This is a genomic window from Thiomicrorhabdus chilensis DSM 12352 (genome assembly GCF_000483485.1).
Taxonomy (GTDB): domain Bacteria; phylum Pseudomonadota; class Gammaproteobacteria; order Thiomicrospirales; family Thiomicrospiraceae; genus Thiomicrorhabdus; species Thiomicrorhabdus chilensis.
Genome location: NZ_KI519609.1, coordinates 2163235 through 2181454, shown reverse-complemented (window position 1 = coordinate 2181454; position 18220 = coordinate 2163235). Strand labels below are relative to the sequence as shown.

16 protein-coding genes are annotated in these 18220 nt (G+C 49.8%); 11 read left to right on the top strand and 5 right to left on the bottom strand.

All coding sequences use genetic code 11. From position 1 onward, the window contains the following. The first annotated feature begins 212 nt into the window (after window positions 1-212). The 6 genes from B076_RS0110325 to B076_RS12730 all read left to right on the top strand — a co-directional run bounded on the left by B076_RS0110325 (window position 213) and on the right by B076_RS12730 (window position 6180). Window positions 213-503 carry a co-chaperone GroES gene (locus tag B076_RS0110325; RefSeq protein ID WP_028487246.1) on the top strand — a complete coding sequence of 97 codons (291 nt, stop codon included), beginning with the start codon at window positions 213-215 and terminating at the stop codon, window positions 501-503. 115 nt (window positions 504-618) lie between these two features. Continuing rightward, window positions 619-2250: a chaperonin GroEL gene (gene groL, locus B076_RS0110320; RefSeq protein ID WP_028487245.1), complete on the top strand. Its 1632-nt coding sequence runs from the start codon at window positions 619-621 to the stop codon at window positions 2248-2250. 264 nt (window positions 2251-2514) lie between these two features. Further along, window positions 2515-3210 (top strand): glutathione S-transferase, encoded by a 696-nt coding sequence (locus tag B076_RS0110315; RefSeq protein WP_028487244.1) that lies wholly within the window; start codon window positions 2515-2517, stop codon window positions 3208-3210. Window positions 3211-3281: 71 nt separating this feature from the next. Beyond that, window positions 3282-4325: an N-acetyl-gamma-glutamyl-phosphate reductase gene (gene argC, locus B076_RS0110310; protein WP_028487243.1), complete on the top strand. Its 1044-nt coding sequence runs from the start codon at window positions 3282-3284 to the stop codon at window positions 4323-4325. A 222-nt stretch (window positions 4326-4547) separates the two neighbouring features. Beyond that, window positions 4548-4889, top strand: coding sequence for an iron-sulfur cluster insertion protein ErpA (erpA, locus tag B076_RS0110305; RefSeq protein ID WP_028487242.1), 342 nt, complete (start codon window positions 4548-4550; stop codon window positions 4887-4889). A gap of 94 nt (window positions 4890-4983) precedes the next feature. Continuing rightward, a complete protein-coding gene (locus B076_RS12730; protein ID WP_051347383.1) occupies window positions 4984-6180 on the top strand; it encodes a citrate synthase in 1197 nt (398 codons plus the stop codon). Window positions 6181-6277: 97 nt separating this feature from the next. Here the strand turns inward: B076_RS12730 and B076_RS0110295 are convergent, their stop codons facing one another. From B076_RS0110295 to B076_RS0110285, 3 genes are all read right to left on the bottom strand, one after another. After that, window positions 6278-7396, bottom strand: coding sequence for an anhydro-N-acetylmuramic acid kinase (locus B076_RS0110295; protein WP_028487241.1), 1119 nt, complete (start codon window positions 7394-7396; stop codon window positions 6278-6280). Between the two features lie 13 nt (window positions 7397-7409). Then, window positions 7410-8726, bottom strand: a complete 1317-nt coding sequence (locus B076_RS0110290; protein ID WP_245566351.1) for a M23 family metallopeptidase — start codon at window positions 8724-8726, stop codon at window positions 7410-7412. A 76-nt stretch (window positions 8727-8802) separates the two neighbouring features. Further along, window positions 8803-9066: a sulfurtransferase TusA family protein gene (locus B076_RS0110285; RefSeq protein WP_051347304.1), complete on the bottom strand. Its 264-nt coding sequence runs from the start codon at window positions 9064-9066 to the stop codon at window positions 8803-8805. Window positions 9067-9264: 198 nt separating this feature from the next. Here B076_RS0110285 and glyQ point away from each other — a divergent pair, with 198 nt between their 5' ends. From glyQ to B076_RS0110265, 4 genes are all read left to right on the top strand, one after another. Next, window positions 9265-10143 (top strand): glycine--tRNA ligase subunit alpha, encoded by an 879-nt coding sequence (glyQ, locus tag B076_RS0110280; RefSeq protein ID WP_038150540.1) that lies wholly within the window; start codon window positions 9265-9267, stop codon window positions 10141-10143. Beyond that, window positions 10143-12221, top strand: a complete 2079-nt coding sequence (gene glyS, locus B076_RS0110275; RefSeq protein WP_038150539.1) for a glycine--tRNA ligase subunit beta — start codon at window positions 10143-10145, stop codon at window positions 12219-12221. The genes glyQ and glyS overlap by 1 nt, the downstream gene beginning before the upstream one ends. An 83-nt stretch (window positions 12222-12304) precedes the next feature. Beyond that, on the top strand, window positions 12305-12859 hold the full coding sequence (gene gmhB / locus B076_RS0110270; RefSeq protein WP_038150537.1) for a D-glycero-beta-D-manno-heptose 1,7-bisphosphate 7-phosphatase: 555 nt from the start codon (window positions 12305-12307) through the stop codon (window positions 12857-12859). After that, window positions 12856-13560, top strand: a complete 705-nt coding sequence (locus B076_RS0110265; protein ID WP_028487235.1) for a lysophospholipid acyltransferase family protein — start codon at window positions 12856-12858, stop codon at window positions 13558-13560. The genes gmhB and B076_RS0110265 overlap by 4 nt, the downstream gene beginning before the upstream one ends. Window positions 13561-13644: 84 nt before the next feature. Here the strand turns inward: B076_RS0110265 and B076_RS0110260 are convergent, their stop codons facing one another. Then, window positions 13645-15420, bottom strand: coding sequence for a methyl-accepting chemotaxis protein (locus tag B076_RS0110260; RefSeq protein ID WP_028487234.1), 1776 nt, complete (start codon window positions 15418-15420; stop codon window positions 13645-13647). A 129-nt stretch (window positions 15421-15549) separates the two neighbouring features. Continuing rightward, on the bottom strand, window positions 15550-16233 hold the full coding sequence (ung, locus tag B076_RS0110255) for a uracil-DNA glycosylase (RefSeq protein ID WP_028487233.1): 684 nt from the start codon (window positions 16231-16233) through the stop codon (window positions 15550-15552). 66 nt (window positions 16234-16299) lie between these two features. Between ung and parE the strand changes: the two genes are divergently transcribed. Next, window positions 16300-18186, top strand: coding sequence for a DNA topoisomerase IV subunit B (gene parE / locus B076_RS0110250; protein WP_028487232.1), 1887 nt, complete (start codon window positions 16300-16302; stop codon window positions 18184-18186). Window positions 18187-18220 lie beyond the last annotated feature (34 nt).

Below are 18220 nucleotides of genomic sequence, written 5' to 3'. Positions count from 1 at the left end.
AAATTTTCAGGTTCGCTCTTGAATTATTCCTTCCCGACTCTATATCTGAGAGCGGCATCCCGTTTCTTGTTGGGTGTCAAGGTCACCATCAGAGTTGACATGAATCATGAGATGACTAAAATGGTTAGCACTCTAAAGTGTTGAGTGCTAAAAATTGGTGCTCATTGACAGATAACAAATTCATTTATAAGCATTAATTTAGGAGAAAACCTATGAACATTAAACCATTACATGACCGTGTTGTGATTCGTCAGGTTGAAGAACAACAAGAATCAGCCGGTGGGATTTTATTGCCAGGTTCTGCGCAGGAAAAGCAGAACATGGGCGAAGTCGTTGCGGTAGGTCCGGGTAAGGCTTCAGAGGCTGGCAGTGTGATTCCGATGACGGTTAAGGTCGGCGACAAGGTTATGTTTGGTCAATACTCAGGTCAGGAAGTAAAAGACGACAAGGGTGAGACTTTGATGGTGATGCGTGAAGACGACATCATTGCAATCATCGACTAATTAAGGAGTTCTTTAGGCTTGCCTAAAGAGTCCGCTTAGGACTGTCCAGATAGTTTTAAAACGGTATTCAAATTAGTAATTGAATCGAAAACAACAGAATTAAAAGGAATAGAAGATGGCAAAAGAAGTCAAATTCGGTATTGATGCTCGCGAGAAAATGGTTGAAGGGATTAACATTCTTGCTGATGCGGTAAAAGTCACTTTAGGGCCAAAAGGTCGTAATGTTGTATTAGAAAAATCTTTTGGTGCGCCAACCGTGACCAAAGATGGTGTATCGGTTGCACGTGAAATCGAACTTGAAGACAAGTTCATGAACATGGGTGCGCAAATGGTTAAGGAAGTCTCTTCCCAAACCAATGACGTGGCCGGTGACGGTACCACTACGGCGACCGTTTTAGCTCAGGCGATTGTTCGTGAAGGCATGAAATCGGTTGCGGCGGGCATGAACCCAATGGATTTGAACCGCGGTATCCACAAAGCGGTTGAAGCCGTAGTTAAGGAAATCCAAGCAATGGCGCAGCCTTGCACGACTTCTGCGGCGATTGCCCAGGTGGGAACCATCTCTGCAAACTCGGATGCGGCTGTCGGTAAAATGATTGCGGACGCAATGGAAAGAGTTTCAACCGAAGGTGTCATCACTGTCGAAGAAGGCTCTTCTTTGCAGGATGAATTGGTTGTGGTTGAAGGGATGGAGTTCGACCGTGGTTACCTGTCACCTTATTTTGTGACCAATCAGGAAAAAATGGTGGCGGAACTGGAAAATCCGTTCATTCTGCTTTTCGATAAGAAAATCTCAAACATCCGCGACTTGCTGCCTACCCTGGAAGCGGTTTCTAAAGCCGGTCGTCCGTTATTGATCATTGCCGAAGACGTTGACGGGGAAGCTCTGGCGACCTTGGTAATCAACAACATGCGCGGTATCGTTAAGGTCGCGGCTGTCAAGGCACCTGGTTTCGGCGAGCGTCGTAAGGCGATGTTGCAGGATATGGCGATCTTGACTGGCGGTACGGTCATTTCTGAAGAAGTGGGTCTAAGCCTTGAAAGCGTCACTTTGGATATGTTGGGTGAGACCAAGTCTGCGGTTATCGGTAAAGATACCACTAAGCTGATTGACGGTGCCGGCGCTAAAGAAGATATTGATGCTCGTTGTGCGCAGATCAAGTCGCAGGTTGCGACCACGACTTCTGAGTATGACCAAGAGAAATTGCAAGAGCGTTTAGCTAAATTGGCCGGCGGTGTGGCTGTACTTAAGCTGGGTGCCGCGACCGAAATGGAAATGAAAGAGAAGAAAGACCGTGTTGACGATGCACTACACGCTACCCGTGCAGCGGTTCAGGAAGGGATTGTCGCCGGTGGTGGTGTAGCTTTGGTTCGCGCCAAGTCTAAAGTCCAGGTTGAAGGTGATAACCATGATCAGCAAGTCGGGATTGAAATCGCTTTGCGTGCGATGGAAGAGCCAATGCGTCAAATCGTTGAAAACTGCGGCTTAGAAGGTTCCGTTGTGGTCAACAAGGTCATTGAAGGTGAAGGTCACTTCGGTTTCGATGCTTCCAAAGAAGAGTATGTGGACATGCTGGCAGCCGGTATCATCGATCCGGCTAAGGTAACTCGTTCAGCCTTGCAAAACGCCGCTTCCGTTGCCGGTTTGGTTATTACCACCGGTGCGGCAATCGCAGATCTGCCGTCTAAAGATGGTGGTGCGGCCGATGCGGCGGCAGGAATGGGAGGTATGGGCGGAATGATGTAATTTTTGGTTGATTCAGCCATATTCACGGCACTGGCTTTGTTGGCAGGTCGCTTCCGATGCTCATGGACAGTCAAGTCCACTGCGCTTCGGTTCTACCCGCCGCCTTGCCATCACCGCAAATCTGACTGAATAAACTCGAAAATACAGTTTCGTTTGTATTTTAAAGCCCGCGTTTGCGGGCTTTTTTGTAATTGTGATTGAGAGCTTTTTCGAAAATGGGCAGGCCTGCTTATTTTCAAAACGTTTTTAAACAAGAGAGTGACAATGGATAAGCATCCGGTTTTATATTCGTATCGGCGTTGCCCTTATGCCATGCGCGCCAGAATGGCGATTTACCTGGCTGGTCTTCAGGTGGAACAGCGTGAGATCGTGTTTTGGGATAAGCCTGAGCCGATGCTGCAGGCTTCGCCCAAGGCAACCGTGCCGGTGCTGGTTCTTGAAGACGGTTGTGTGATTGAAGAGAGTCGGGAGATCATGGAATGGGCCTTTGACAAAGTGGACGTCCCTTGGGTTTCACAACAGACTGAAACGTTGGAGCGAATAAACGCCTGGATTGATGAAAATGACGGCGATTTCAAACATTGGCTGGATCGTTATAAGTATGCCGATCGCTTTCCGGAGCAGTCCAAAGTTTATTACAGACAGCGGGGTGAGCGGTTTTTGGCAAAGCTGGACGAGGCATTGCAAGTTCAGAGTTATTTAATCGGCGAGCAGATGAGTATGGCCGATTTGGCGGTGTTTCCGTTTATTCGCCAGTTTGCCAATGTGGACAAGGTCTGGTTTGCAGAATCTTGCTATGAAGCTGTCAGGGCATGGTTGCACAAGTTATTAGGCGAGGATTTTTTTGCCGCTGTGATGAAAAACCGTCCGGTTTGGCAGCCGAACCATGTGGCTTTATGGGTGAATGAACCCGATTTACAAACTCGGGATCAGTTTTTGGAAAAGGCCGAGTCGCGATGAGAAAGTACTGTTTGGGCCCGATATTTTCGATAAAATAGACTGTGAACAGTATTAAGTAACGAGTGAATAAAATGAAGAAAGTCCAGATTGGCATCGTTGGGGGGACCGGTTACACCGGTGTCGAACTCTTGAGGATTTTGGCGACGCATCCACACGCCGAAGTGGTGGCGATCACCTCCCGTAGTGAGTCGGGTGTTAAGGTGGCGGATAGGTTTCCTAATTTGCGTGGTCATTACGATCTGGCTTTCAGTGAGCCGACACTTGAGGTGTTGAGTAGGTGTGATGTGGTGTTTTTTGCCACGCCGCACGGTGTGGCCATGAGCATGGCACCGGAATTGACCGCATCAGGTGTCAAGGTCATCGATTTGGCGGCGGATTTCCGTATTTCAGACCTGCAGGTTTGGAGCCAGTGGTACGGGCTGGATCACGGTTGTCCGCAGTTGATGGAGCAGGTCGCTTACGGCATGCCAGAACTCTACCGTGAGCAGATCCAGCAGGCGAGCATCATCGCCAACCCGGGCTGTTATCCAACTAGTATCTTATTGGGTTTGATGCCCTTGTTGCGCGCCGGACTGATTGAACTGGACGACATCATTGCCGACGGTAAGTCGGGGGTCAGTGGAGCCGGTCGCGGTGCCAATGTCGCCATGCTGGGGGCGGAAATGAGTGAAAGCTTCAAGGCCTACGGAGTAGGAGGACACCGTCATCTTCCGGAAATGCAAGACAAGCTTTCCGAGTTGACCGGTGAACCAGTGGCTTTGACTTTTGTGCCTCACCTGGTACCGATGGTGCGTGGAATGGAGTCGACCATTTATGCGACCCTGACCGAGGAGGTGACTCAGCAGGACTTACAGCAGTTGTTTGAGACAACCTATGAGGATGAGATATTTGTGGATGTAATGCCTGCCGGTACCTTGCCGGAAACACGTATGGCCAAAGGCTCCAACATGTGTCGCATGGCCGTGTATCGTCCACAGGGTGGTCGTAAGGTGGTGGTGACATCGGTCATCGATAATCTTGTAAAAGGGGCCGCCGGACAAGCGGTTCAGAATATGAATATCTTGTTTGGGTTGCCGGAAAACAGCGGTCTGACTCAAGTGGCCCTATTGCCATAAATCAACAAATACGCCTGGCACAACGCGCTTTGTGTCAGTCGCATTCCCGGTTTCTGTAAGATGTCGACTTCAGTTGATGGCCTGCATTTCCCTATATCGGTTCTCTTTATAAAAAAGATCGGGCTTTTTGTTATAATAATTTTTTAGATTTAAGGCAAATCCTTTGTTTTGGTATGGCTATTTTCATACGAAGGAGGCCTTTGCAATTGGAGAGAACAGAGTATGTCTGAAATTCCAACCCCTTTAACCTTTACCGAAGCCGCTGCAAGCAAAGTCAGCGGGCTGATCGAAGAGGAACAAAACCCTAACTTGAAGTTGCGTGTTTATATCAGCGGCGGTGGATGTTCCGGATTTTCTTACGGCTTTACCTTTGATGAAGATCAGGCGGATGATGATACCGTTGTCGAAAAGAACGGCGTCACCCTGCTGGTCGATCCGATGAGTTTCCAGTATTTGGTTGGGGCGAAAATCGATTATCTAGAAGATTTGCAAGGGGCTCGATTTGTGATCGAGAACCCGAATGCCACGACAACCTGTGGTTGCGGTTCTTCTTTTAGTGTTTAACATAGTTTTGGCTGACTGGACGTCCTGTCCTTAGCAAGTAAAAAGCACTTAGGTGCTTGATAATGGTCGTTTAAAAGTCATTTCGGGAAAAAATATGCAGTATATTCCAGGTTTAGCGGGGGTTCCGGCAACGGAGTCAAAAATTTCATTTATTGATGGCCAGAAGGGGATTTTGACCTACCGTGGTTACGATATTATGGAATTGGCGGAAAAATCTTCCTTTGAAGAAACCACCTTGTTGTTGTTATTTGGTGAGTTGCCCACCGCTGAAGAGCTGGCTTCGTTTGATGCCGAGCTGCGTAAAAATCGCCGTGTTAAATACAATATCCGTGAAATCATGAAAAACCTGCCTCAGACCACTCATCCTATGCACATGCTGCAGGTTGTGGTCGCCAGTTTGGCGAGTTTTTATCCCAGTACCGAATACATGAAGGGTGGTACGGAAAACCAGACTTACATCAATGATGTGACGGTTAAGATCATCGCCCACATGGCGACGCTGGTGGCCAGCTGGGAACACATGCGCAACGGTTATGACCCGATTGCACCGCGAAACGATTTGACCTATGCGGAAAACTTTTTGTATATGGTTACCGGAGAGGAGCCTGACAAAGATTGGGCACGATTGTTGGATGCGTGTTTGATTTTGCATGCGGAGCACACCATTAATGCGTCTACCTTTACCACCATGGTGACCGGTTCGACGTTAGCGAATCCATGTTCAGTCATTTCCTCGGCCATTGCCTCATTGTCCGGACCTTTGCACGGCGGAGCCAACCAGAAAGTCATCGAGATGCTGGAGGAGATCGGAACCCCTGAAAATGCACGTGCCTACATCGAGAACCGCCTTGCCCAGAAAAAAGTGATTTGGGGCATGGGGCATCGCGAATACAAGACCAAGGATCCCCGTGCTACCATTCTGCAAAAGATTTCCTCAGAGTTGTTGCAGAAGAAATCCGGTGCGGGCGAATTGAGCATCGCCTTTGAAACCGCGATGGAAGTCGAAAAAATCTGCGAAGAGCTGCTTGGGCATAAAGGTGTTTATCCGAACGTCGATTTCTATTCGGGTATTCTTTATAAAGAGATGGGCTTTGATGCAGGTTTGTTTACGCCGATTTTTGCGGTGGCGCGTTCGGCGGGTTGGATGGCGCATTGGCGCGAACAGTTGCAAAACAACAAGATTTTCCGTCCGACCCAGATTTATACGGGTGCCGGAACTTCTTGCTATTTACCGGTTGAACAACGTGGAACCGGAAACCATATGGATGATTCCCAAGAAGCACGACGTTAATTCATAGTCGATAAGTGGCGTTCACCTAACTAAAAACCCAAATGAGCAGGCCTGTTCATTTGGGTTTTTTATTTCTTATGAATTGAAGCAATGTTGTTTAATTTGCCAGCCAGAGCCCGCCCAGTGTGACGTCACGTTGGGACCCGGTTATGCTTTTCAGTGCGACTGGTTGTTGATGAATCCTTTGATGCGCCAACCAGGCACACATCATCGCCTCAATTGCATTGGGATTGATGTCAATTTCTTCACTACTGCGAATATTAAAATCCGGAAGCTGGTTCTGAATGTTGTTTAACAGTGTCGGGTTGAAGGCGCCTCCGCCAACAATCCAGATGTTACATGGCGCAATTTTGAGCTGTTGGATTCCCAAGGCAATGCTGGTGGCGGTGAATGCGTTTAGGGTTGCCATCTGTTCTGCTGGGGTCGTGTTCTCGTCGATTAAGGCCGCTTGTTCTGCAAACCACTGGTAATGAAAGGTTTCACGACCAGTGCTTTTTGGGAATAGTTGATGCAGATAAGGGTGTAACAGCAGTTGTTTAAGCAAGTTGGCGTTGGGTTCTGTCGATGCGGCGATTTCGCCATTTCGGTCGTAATCGCAGCCAAATTCCTGCTGGCAGAGCTCGTCCATCAATGCATTGCCGGGGCCGCAGTCAAAGCCATAAACCTCACCCGACTCAGGGTTAAGGTAACTGATGTTGGCAATGCCGCCTATGTTGACCACGCAACAGGTCGTTTTAGTTTTGAATAGGTGTTGATGAAAGGCCGGCGCCAAAGGCGCACCTTGACCACCAACCGCAAGGTCGTCAATGCGGAAATCGGCCGCGGTATCAATACCGGTTTGTTTGGCAATGAACGCAGGATGGCCAATTTGCAGGCTCATCGGGATCTCGGGTGCGTGAAAAACGGTCTGGCCATGACTGCCAATGGCGCGGATGTCTTGTTTCGATAAGTTAGCCTGAAGCAGCAGTTTTTGGGTGGCGCTGATAAACTCCATGGCGACTTGAAATTCGAGTTTGCTCAAGTCGCTCAGGGAGAGTTGCGGGTTTTGGTTCAAATCAATCAGTCTTGTCTTAAGTTCGACTGGCATAGGCGTGTCGATAAAATCGATCAGGCGGATTTGCTGGGCATCAATTTCAACCAGAGCCGCATCCACACCATCGGCACTGGTGCCGGACATCAGGCCGATGTAACGCTCTGTGGAAGGCTTGTCGTTCATGTGGCTAACTCGACTACTCGAAGCTAGCCATCTGCAGCTCTGGACTGAAGCGTTCAAGTTGGCTGAGCATTAAGTTACTTTGCTGTTTAAACTGCTTTTTGTACTTGGTAGCCACCGGTTTGGCTGCCGGGAATTTCATTTTCAACGGATCCTGGTGTTTGCCGTTAATGCGGAATTCATAATGCAAGTGCGGGCCGGTGGCCAGACCGGTTTTTCCGATGTAGCCTATGACATCACCCTGCTTGACCCAGCTTCCCTTTTTATATTTTCCGAATTTCGACATGTGGCCGTAAACGGTCATGTATTTGCCAGCATGCTGCACCTTGATGTAGTTGCCGTAGCCACGTCCCCAGCCCCTGAAAACAATTTTTCCATTGCCGGTAACGCGAATCGGCGTGCCGATTGGCCCACCGTAATCCACGCCGCGATGAGCACGCCATTTTTTGAGTACCGGGTGGAAACGTTTGGGTTTGAAAGTGGAGGTGATGCGCACATAGTCAACCGGGTTGCGTAGAAATGCTTTTTTGAGGTTTTTGCCTTCTTCATTGAAATAACCGATGATTTCGTCGCCGTCTTTCAGCAGAAAGGCATTGTGGGTTTCGCGTTGATTATTGGTGGTGACCTGTGCGGCGATGATGTCGCCGTCGCCAATGTATTCGTTGTTCAGGTACTTGGTCTCATAAATGACTTTGAAAGTGTCTCCAGGGCGCAATTCGCGGATGAAATCAATGTCCCAAGCGTAAATGTCGGCCAGGTTCATAATGGTCTTAGCGCTGAGGCCGGCATTCTGTCCGTCCAGATAAAATGAGTTGCTAATGGTTCCGGTGGCCACTTCGGTACGCAGATCAACCTGTTCCTGTACGGTTTTGATTTGATACTGATCGCCGTTTTTCTGCAGTTCATATCTTAGCGTTTTGGATTTTGGGTAGAGTATCTTTTGCAGGGTGGCGTGTTTGTCCACCCAGATCGTCAAGGTATCGCCGACCCTTAAGTGGGTCAACAGACGACTGTTTTCAAGCTGACCAATCTGGTGTGTGGTCGCCGCTGAAATATTGAGGCTGGCCAGGGCGCTCCCTAAGGAACCGTTTTTAGGGATTTTGACTTCATGTTTTTGCCAGTCGTTTTCAGAAAAGCTTTCAACGCTCTGGATGTCGGCGCTTTGATAGTCTGATTTAAGCGCCGGTAATGGTAGTTGGGTTCGTTCCAGCGGCAGGTTGGCGGTGGAAATGTGAGGAACCGATAAGGTCAAGGCAAACAGGGCGATGGATAAAAGCGTCAACCCTGATAGTTTTATGGAATGGTGTTTGGTTTTCATTGTTTTGCTACGCATTCTCTTTGATGTGCGGGTCCAGCCCACGCCAGTTGGCGTTCAGAAAGGAGGCCGCTTAAATTCAAATTTCACTCGATTATACCCGACTTCGACCTTCAACGCGAAGGCTGATGCGTAAACCAAAATCGGTGTGTTGGCACTCTTCCACTAGGTGTTTGTTGACGTTTGCCCAGCTGCTGATGTCCTTCTCCGCGCCAAGGTCGGTGCATTCAATTTCAATTCGATCCCCGGGTTGGCTCAAGCGCACTTGTTGTTGCAGTTTAATGACCGGCATCGGGCATTTCAGGCCTTTGGCATCAATGCGAAGAGCGGGGCTTGGGTTCTCAGTTTTCTCGTTCATAGTGGTACCGGATTTGAATTGTGGCCAATCTTGTTAAATAAGCGCTTCGAACACTCCTAAAGTGTCCATTAAATACGTTATAATTAGCGGATTTTACACGCTTTAAGTCAATATAGCAGGCGTTTCCCTAATTTTAGTGTTTAAGAGGTTTTGATTGTGTCATCACAAGCAGCAACGGATATCCGCACCTTTCAAGGAATGATTCAAACCCTACAAGCGTTTTGGGCCGAGCACGGCTGTGTGATTATGCAGCCTTACGATATTGAAATGGGGGCGGGGACGTTTCACCCGGCCACATTTCTGAGATCAATCGGGCCGGAGCCTTGGCGTGCGGCTTACGTTCAGCCTTGTCGTCGCCCAACCGACGGCCGTTACGGTGAGAACCCAAACCGTTTGCAGCATTATTACCAGTTTCAAGTGATGCTCAAACCTTCGCCGGATAATATTCAGGAACTCTATCTGGATTCGCTGCGTATGCTGGGAATCGATCCTTTGGAACATGATATCCGTTTTGTTGAAGATAACTGGGAATCACCGACTTTGGGGGCCTGGGGTCTGGGCTGGGAGGTCTGGCTGAATGGTATGGAAGTCACCCAGTTCACCTACTTTCAACAAGTAGGGGGGCTGGAATGCCGTCCTGTGACTGGAGAGATCACTTACGGTCTGGAGCGCATTGCCATGTATTTGCAGGGGGTCAACAGCGTTTACGACCTGACCTGGGTGAACGGGCCGGATGGCAAAGTGACCTACGGTGACGTGTTCCATCAGAATGAAGTGGAAATGTCGACCTACAACTTCGAGAAAGCGGATACGGATAAGTTGTTCCGCGTGTTTGACGAATGCGAGGAGATTTTTGCAGGCCTGGTGGCGGATAAATTGCCGCTGCCTGCTTATGAGCAGGTATTGAAAGCCTCTCATGCTTTTAACCTGCTGGATGCACGTCACGCCATTTCGGTGACTGAACGCGCCCGTTTTATCGGACGAGTGCGCACCATGGCCAGACAGATCGCCGAAGCGTATTACGAAGGGCGTGAAGCTTTAGGATTCCCATTAGTCAAAAATCAGGAGGAGAAATAATGGCTGATTTAACAATGACTGAAGACTTTTTGGTTGAAATCGGTACAGAAGAACTGCCTCCTAAAGCCTTGAAAAAGTTAAGCCAAGCCTTTGCCGACGGAATTCGAGCAGGCCTGGTGGAAGCGGAACTGTCGCATGGGGAAGTGACTCTTTATGCCGCGCCGCGCCGTTTGGCGGTCAAAATTGAAGCCTTGCAGACTCAACAGGCGGACAAAATTGTCGAGCGTAAAGGTCCGGCTAAAAAAGCCGCGTTTGATGCAGACGGCAACCCGACTAAAGCATTACAGGGTTTTGCCCGTGGTTGTGGCGTTGCGGTTGAAGAGTTGATTGAAATCGACACCGAAAAAGGCGTGTGGATGGCCTATAACCTCGAACAGAAAGGTTTGCCTGCAACCCGACTTTTACCGGACATCGTCAATCAATCCTTGGCGAAGCTGCCGATCCCCAAACGCATGCGCTGGGGTAATTCAGACGTCGAATTTGTCCGTCCGGTGCATTGGGCCTTGATGCTGTTGGGCGAGGATGTCGTACCAGCAACGATTCTGGGGCACCAAACTTCCAATACCACTCGCGGTCATCGTTTCCACGCCCCTCAGGAATTGGTGATCAATCAGCCGTCTGACTACGCGAATACTCTGTTCACACAAGGTTACGTGCAGGCCGATTTTGAAAAACGTGCGGCTGACATTCGTCAGCAGGTAGAGGCGGTTGCCAGGCAGGCGGGTGGCGTGGCCGAAATCGACGAGGAACTGCTGGAAGAAGTCACCGCCCTGAACGAATGGCCGGTCGCAGTTGTGGGTGATTTTGACGAAACCTTTTTGGCGGTTCCTCCGGAGGCGTTGATTTCAGCCATGGCAGGACATCAAAAATATTTTCATATGTTTGGAGCGGATGGCAAATTGATGGCCAAGTTCATCACCATCAGCAATATCGAAAGCTCCAATCCGGAATCGGTTAAATTCGGTAATGAGCGTGTCATTCGACCGCGTTTGTCGGACGCCAAGTTCTTCTGGGATCAGGATCGTAAACAGCCGTTGGATGATTTTTTACCGAGATTGAAGACCGTGGTGTTCCAGCAGAAGCTGGGCACCCTGTTCGACAAGGTCGAACGTCTGGAAACCCTGACCGTTAAAGTCGGAAAACCTTTGGGTGTCTCTCCGGAGTTATGCGAGCGTGCGGCGCGTCTTTCAAAGTGTGACTTGATGTCGGAAATGGTCGGCGAATTTCCGGACCTTCAAGGCGTCATGGGACGTTATTATGCACAACAGCAGAATGAAACCGCTGATGTCGCCGAAGCGTTGGATGCGCAATATCAACCGCGTTTTGCCGGGGATGCGTTGCCAGCGTCGGCTTTGGCGCAAGCTTTGGCGATTGCCGACAAGCTCGATACCATTACCGGTATCTACGGAATTGGCCAAGTGCCGACCGGAGACAAGGATCCGTTTGCGTTGCGTCGTGCCGCTTTGGGTCTGGTGCGTATCATGATCGAGAAAGAGCTGGATCTGGATTTGCGTTTGTTGATCCAGTATAGCCTGGACTTGCATGACGGTATTGAAAGCGGTGAACAGCTGATTGATGAAATCTACGATTTCATTATCAGCCGTCTGCGCGCTTATTATGCCGATCAGGGCGTCACGGCCGAACAGTTTGAGGCCGTCAGAGTCTGCCGCCCGGCGCATCCGGTTGATTTCGCCAAACGTATCCAGGCCGTCAAGACGTTTGCCGAGTTGGACGCGGCAGAAAGTTTGAGTGCCGCCAATAAGCGTATCAACAACTTGTTGAAAAAAATTGACGGTTCGATTCCTGAAACAGTGAATGAGTCATTATTAAGCGAGGCGGCGGAACAGGCTTTATGGCAGGAACTGGAAAGCCTACGCGAGTCGGCCAGCAGTTTGATTGCCGGGCGTGATTATACGGCGGCGATTCAGTCTTTAGCGGGTATTCGTGGCGCGGTTGACCGTTTCTTTGATGATGTGATGGTGATGGTGGATGATGAAGATGTCCGTCTGAACCGTTTGGCGTTATTGAATCAGATTTATCAGTTATTCTTGCAGGTCGCGGATATTTCACGCCTGTAACGTATGGCAATGTTCTTAAGGCGTGAATAAATGGAATCGATCCCGCTTCGGCGGGATTTTTGCATTTTTATGGAATAGGATTTATGCAGCAAACCGCTAAACAGAAAATCATCGTTTTGGATCGGGACGGGGTCATCAATGAGGATTCTGATGCCTTTATCAAATCGCCAGATGAATGGCACCCGGTACCCGGCAGCATTGAGGCGATTGCAAAGCTCAAGCAGGCCGGATGGCTGGTGGCGGTGGCGACCAATCAGTCTGGTGTACGCAGAGGCTATTACGACCGGGCGACCCTGAGCGCCATGCATCAAAAATTACAGGCGCTTTTGGGCGCACAGGGTGCAAAAATCGATTGGATCAACTTTTCGCCTTATGTCGGTGGGGATAATACGCCTTGCCGCAAGCCGTCTACAGGTATGTTGACCGCCATAGAAAACCGGTTTGCTTTGTCTTTACAGGGCGCGCCGATGGTGGGCGATACCTTGGCGGATATGCGCGTTGCCTTGGCCAAAGGTTTAAATCCTTATCTGGTAAGAACGGGCAAAGGGGAACGTACTTTGGAAACTCAGGATGCACTGCTGGAAGAGATTCCGGTATATGACAATTTACTGGCCGCTGTGGAGGCGATTTTAAAATGAAAGTGATTTGGTTTTTGCGTTCGTTATTGTTTGCAATTGGGCAAGGTTTGACCTTGGTGCTGTTTTCGGTGCTGGGGCAGTTGACCCGACCTTTCTCCTTTAAGACACGTTACGCTTTTATGCACTATTGGGCGCGTTTTTGTCTGTTCTGGCTGCGTTTTACTTGTGGGGTCAAGTACCGTGTGCATGGTGCCGACCATATCGATACGAGCCAAACTGGTTTGATTCTATCGAGACATGAATCCGCTTGGGAAACACTGGCGTTTCAGCAGATTTTTCCGCGACAGGCTTACGTGCTCAAGCGTGAACTCTTGAAGGTGCCGTTTTTCGGGTGGGGCATGAAGCTGCTTAATCCGATTGCGATAGACCGTTCCGCCGGACGCAAGGCATTGAATCAGATGTTGAGTGAAGGGGTGGCGCGTTTGCAGGGTGACGATTGGGTGGTCGTGTTTCCGGAAGGAACACGTATGCCGGTGGGTGAACTGGGAAAAATTAATGTCGGCGGTTCGATGTTGGCGATAAAGGCGCAGAAGCCGGTTTATCTGGTGGCGCACAATGCCGGTAGCTGCTGGCCCAAAAACAGTTTTATCAAGAAACCGGGTATCATTGATGTTTATATCAGCAAGCCATTGGATGTCAGCGGAATGAAAGCGGCCGAGGTCAATGCACAAATCGAAGCCTGGTTTAGGCAGTGTTTGTAAGTTAAGTCGGCTTGTCGGTCCTGCGCTTGCAGGGCGTTTTGGTTTTTTTGATGTTCAAAACAGGCAGGCCTGCCCGTTTTTGAGTTAAGGATTTGGCAGGCGTGCAGGCGCCTCATCAAATTCGAACAGGTGTACTTCGTCGTTGAGTTGGTTGGCCTGTTCCAGCAGCTGCATGGAGTTTCGCGAGCTTTCCTCAACCATACGCGCATTTTGTTGTATGCCGTTGTCCAGCTCGCCGATGACTTGGTTGACCTGTTGAATGCCGGCGGCCTGTTCTTTGGTCGTGGCGGTAATTTCCATGACGATGTCATTAACCTGTTGGATGCCTTGATTGATGCGCTCAAAGGCTTCGTTGGTCTCGTCTAGCTGATCCGCTCCTTGGTTGACTTGTTCTACCACTTCATCGATCAGGTTGCGAATGTCTTTGGCGGCCTCTGAAGATTTTTGTGCCAGATTGCGCACCTCCCCCGCTACGACTGCAAACCCTCGCCCTTGCTCACCGGCACGAGCGGCTTCCACTGCCGCATTCAATGCCAGCAAATTGGTTTGAAAGGCGATGCTGTCAATTAGGCCCACAATGTCACTGATGCGAATGCTTGAACTTTGGATTTTTTGCATCGAATCGACCGATGAGCGCATCACGTCGGCTCCGTCACTGGCGAGACGTCGAGTATCTTGGGTTAGTTGGCTGGCGCGCAAGGCGTTGTCGGCCGATTGAGTGACTGAGGCCGTCATCTGTTCCATGGTCGAGGCGGTCTGTTCGATCGCTGCGGCCTGCTGTTGGGTGCGTTGTGCCAATGCTTGGTTTCCGTCGGAAATGAGTGTCACGTTCTGGTTGACCATTTCCGAGGTTTGATTGACCGTCTGCAAGGTGTTATTGAGTTTCCGGGTGGTGTGGTTGAGTTGGTTCTTGACCAATTCCATCTCGCCGGAAAATTGGCCATCTATATGGAAGGTCAAGTTCTGCTCCGAAAGCGATTGGATTGAGGAGTTGATCGCGTCAAGCCCGTTTTCCAAGGTGTTCAATGCGTTATTGATATAGCGTTTCAATTCGTCCATGCGGCCAAAAGCGTTAACCTCAATGCGTTCACGAAGTTCGCAGTTTGAGACTTGTTGCATGACGTGGTTGATATTGTCCACCACCTGGTCCATGGAGATCATGGCATGATCGACTTTCTCTTTGAGTTCGCCTTTGACCGCGCTGTCCATACGTACCGAAAAATCACCTTGGGCAATCGCATCCACCACCAATTCCAATGAGTGCATGGTGTGCGATACGCTTTGAATTGAGGCATTGACGTTATCTTTGAAACGCAACAAGTCGCCGCCCACCTCCACTCTTACCTGCTGATCGAACTGACCGTTGGCGACCTTGTCGAGTTGTTGGTTGGTTTCGTCAAATACGTTTTTCAGGTTTTGAGTCAGGTGATTGAAGCTTTGCAGAACCTGTCCGACCTCATCCTGATACTGTATCGGCAATTGGGTGGAGAAGTCATTGCTCTGGGTGATTTCGGTGATGCCTTTCTGCATTCTTTGCAGGGGCCGTGCGATTTTTCCAATCAGGGTGGCATACATCAGAATGATAAAGGCAATCACTGCCAACAAGACTGCGACGATAAAATAGGTGGTCAGCTGGTTGACTTCGATGATCTGGGTTTCCAACAATTCAGCATGGTGTTTGGATTGCTCGGGCGTGTTCGCTTCCTGATATTGGTGCCAGTGCTCTTGGATGGTCTGGGTGTCGGATTTGATTAATGAAAAAGCCGTCGTAAAGAAGATTCCCGCCATGACCATCATGGCGAGTAGCAGAGTGCTTAAGGTGGAAATTTTGGTGCGGCTCCATAAACTGGTTTTTTTCACGGAGATTCCTTGTCAGTACGTGATTTTAGTAAGAACGAAGCATAGCACGGGCTTTAGGTGAACTGCAGTTGAAAATTTGCATGCCGCAATAAAAGCATTTAATGGTCGTGACACTAAATTTGTTTATGATTAAAGTTGCCAGTTGATTGGGCTTTTGCCGTGACTGATTAGGTAGTTATTGGTTTGGGAAAACGGGTGGCTACCGAAAAAACCGCGATAGGCGGAGAGCGGTGACGGGTGGGCGCTCTCAAGCACCAAGTGTTTGGTGCGGTCAATGAAGCGTCCCTTCTTTTGTGCGTAGCCACCCCATAAAATGAAAACACAATGTGAAAGGCGGTCGTTAATTTGTTGGATAACCGCATCGGTGAACTGTTCCCAGCCTTTATTCTGGTGGGAGTTGCTGTTTGAGGCTTCCACCGTGAGCACCGCGTTGAGCAGAAGCACACCTTGCTTGGCCCAGGGTTGCAGGTAACCGATATGGTTATTATCGATATTGAGATCGCTCAGCAGTTCCTTGTTGATGTTGAGTAAGGATTTGGGCAGGGGTTTGACATCGGGTTTAACTGAGAAACAGAGTCCATGTGAGTGCCCGGGTGTTGGGTAGGGATCCTGGCCGATGATGATCACCCTGACGTTTTCAAACGGTGTGCTTTCTAATGCGTTCAACCATTCTTCTTGTTTGGGCAATATCTGTTTGCCGGCGGCGATCTCTTTTTGCAAAAAAGACTGCAGAGTCTGCAGGTAGGGTTTTTGGTATTCACCGGCGAGCACATTCTCCCAGCCGCAAGGGAGTTTGATGAGGTTTTGTGGCATGATTCTATGATATGATTCTGAAAATTCATTGAAATTTATCCCATTTTATCACTAGGAGTCTTCACTGTGAGTGGAAACTACAACTCGGCTGAAATTGAAGTATTAACCGGTTTGGATCCCGTCCGTAAACGTCCTGGAATGTATACCGACACCACGCGCCCCAACCATCTAGCGCAGGAAGTCATCGATAACAGTGTGGATGAGGCGATTGCTGGTTTCGCCAGTGAAATCACCGTGACCCATTATGCGGATGGCTCCATGAGTGTTCTGGATGATGGTCGTGGCATGCCGGTGGACATCCATCCCGAAGAAGGAGTGCCGGGGGTTGAAGTCATCATGACGCGTTTGCATGCCGGGGGAAAATTCTCCAACAAGGCCTACCAGTTTTCCGGCGGTCTTCACGGGGTGGGGATTTCGGTCGTCAATGCCCTGTCGAAACGGGTAGAGATTCAGATTCGTCGTGACAGCAAATTGTTTGATATCGCCTTTGAAAACGGAGATTTGGCTTCTCCTTTGGAAGTGGTGGGCAAGGTCGGCAAGAAAAACACCGGCACCTTCGTGCGTTTCTGGCCGGATGCCAAGTTTTTTGACTCGGCCAAATACGCCTTGGCCAAGCTCAAACACCTTCTCAGAGCCAAAGCGGTATTGAGTCCGGGCCTGAAAATGACCTTTGTCGATGAAGTCAGTAATGAGACCGATGTCTGGCATTTCGAAAACGGTCTTCAGGATTATCTGAACGAAGCGCTTGATGGTCTGGAGCGCCTGCCTTTGGAAGGCTTTATCGGTGAAAGCCAGACCGATTACGAGGGCGTGTCCTGGGCGATTGCCTGGTTGGTGGAGCCAAGTGAAACCTTGTTGGAAAGTTATGTGAACCTGATTCCTACGCCGCAAGGCGGCACCCATGTGAATGGTCTGCGCTCCGGCGCGACGGATGCGGTGCGTGAATTCTGCGAATTTCGTAATATGATTCCGCGCGGGGTGAAGATTACCCCGGAAGACGTTTGGCAAAATGTGGCGTTTGTGCTTTCGGCCAAGGTGCATGAGCCCCAGTTTGCCGGGCAAACTAAAGAACGCCTGTCGTCACGCGAGTGCGTGCCGTTTATTTCCGGTGTGGTCAAGGATGCTTTGAGCCTTTGGCTTAATCAGCATACCGAAGTGGCCGAGAAAATCGCAGAATTGGTGATTCAAAATGCCAGCAATCGCAGCAAAAAAGCCAAGAAAATCACCCGTAAAAAAATCACTTCGGGTCCGGCTCTGCCCGGCAAGTTGGCCGATTGTACCGAAAGCGACCTGACCTTGACCGAGCTGTTTCTGGTGGAGGGGGATTCCGCCGGCGGTTCGGCCAAGCAGGCGCGTGATAAGAACTATCAGGCGATCATGCCGTTGCGAGGCAAGATCTTGAATACCTGGGAAGTTGAAGCCGGGCAGGTTCTGGCATCGCAGGAGGTGCATGACATCAGTGTGGCCATCGGGGTCGATCCCGGGTCGGACGATTTGAGCGGATTGCGTTACGGTAAAATCTGCATTCTGGCTGATGCCGATTCGGATGGAGCCCATATCGCCACCTTGATCTGTGCGCTGTTTGTGCGTCACTTTCCGAGATTGGTGGAGCAGGGGCATGTATATGTCGCCATGCCACCTTTATACCGGGTCGATGTCGGTAAAAAAGTGTTTTATGCCTTGGACGAAGCCGAACGCGAAGGCATTCTGGATCGCATCGCAGCCGAAAAGTTGCCCGGCAAGATTCAGGTCACGCGCTTCAAGGGCTTGGGTGAGATGAACCCGCTTCAGTTAAGGGAAACCACCATGATGCGGGAAACCCGTCGTTTGGTTCAGTTGCAGCTTGATCCTCTGGACGAGGAGCATGAGATGATGGACATGTTGTTGAATAAGAAACGCGCTTCAGACCGTAAGTCATGGCTTGAAGATAAGGGGGATCTGGCCGAGGTGTAAAGAGGTCGTTTAGCCTCTAATATCAACAGGCCTG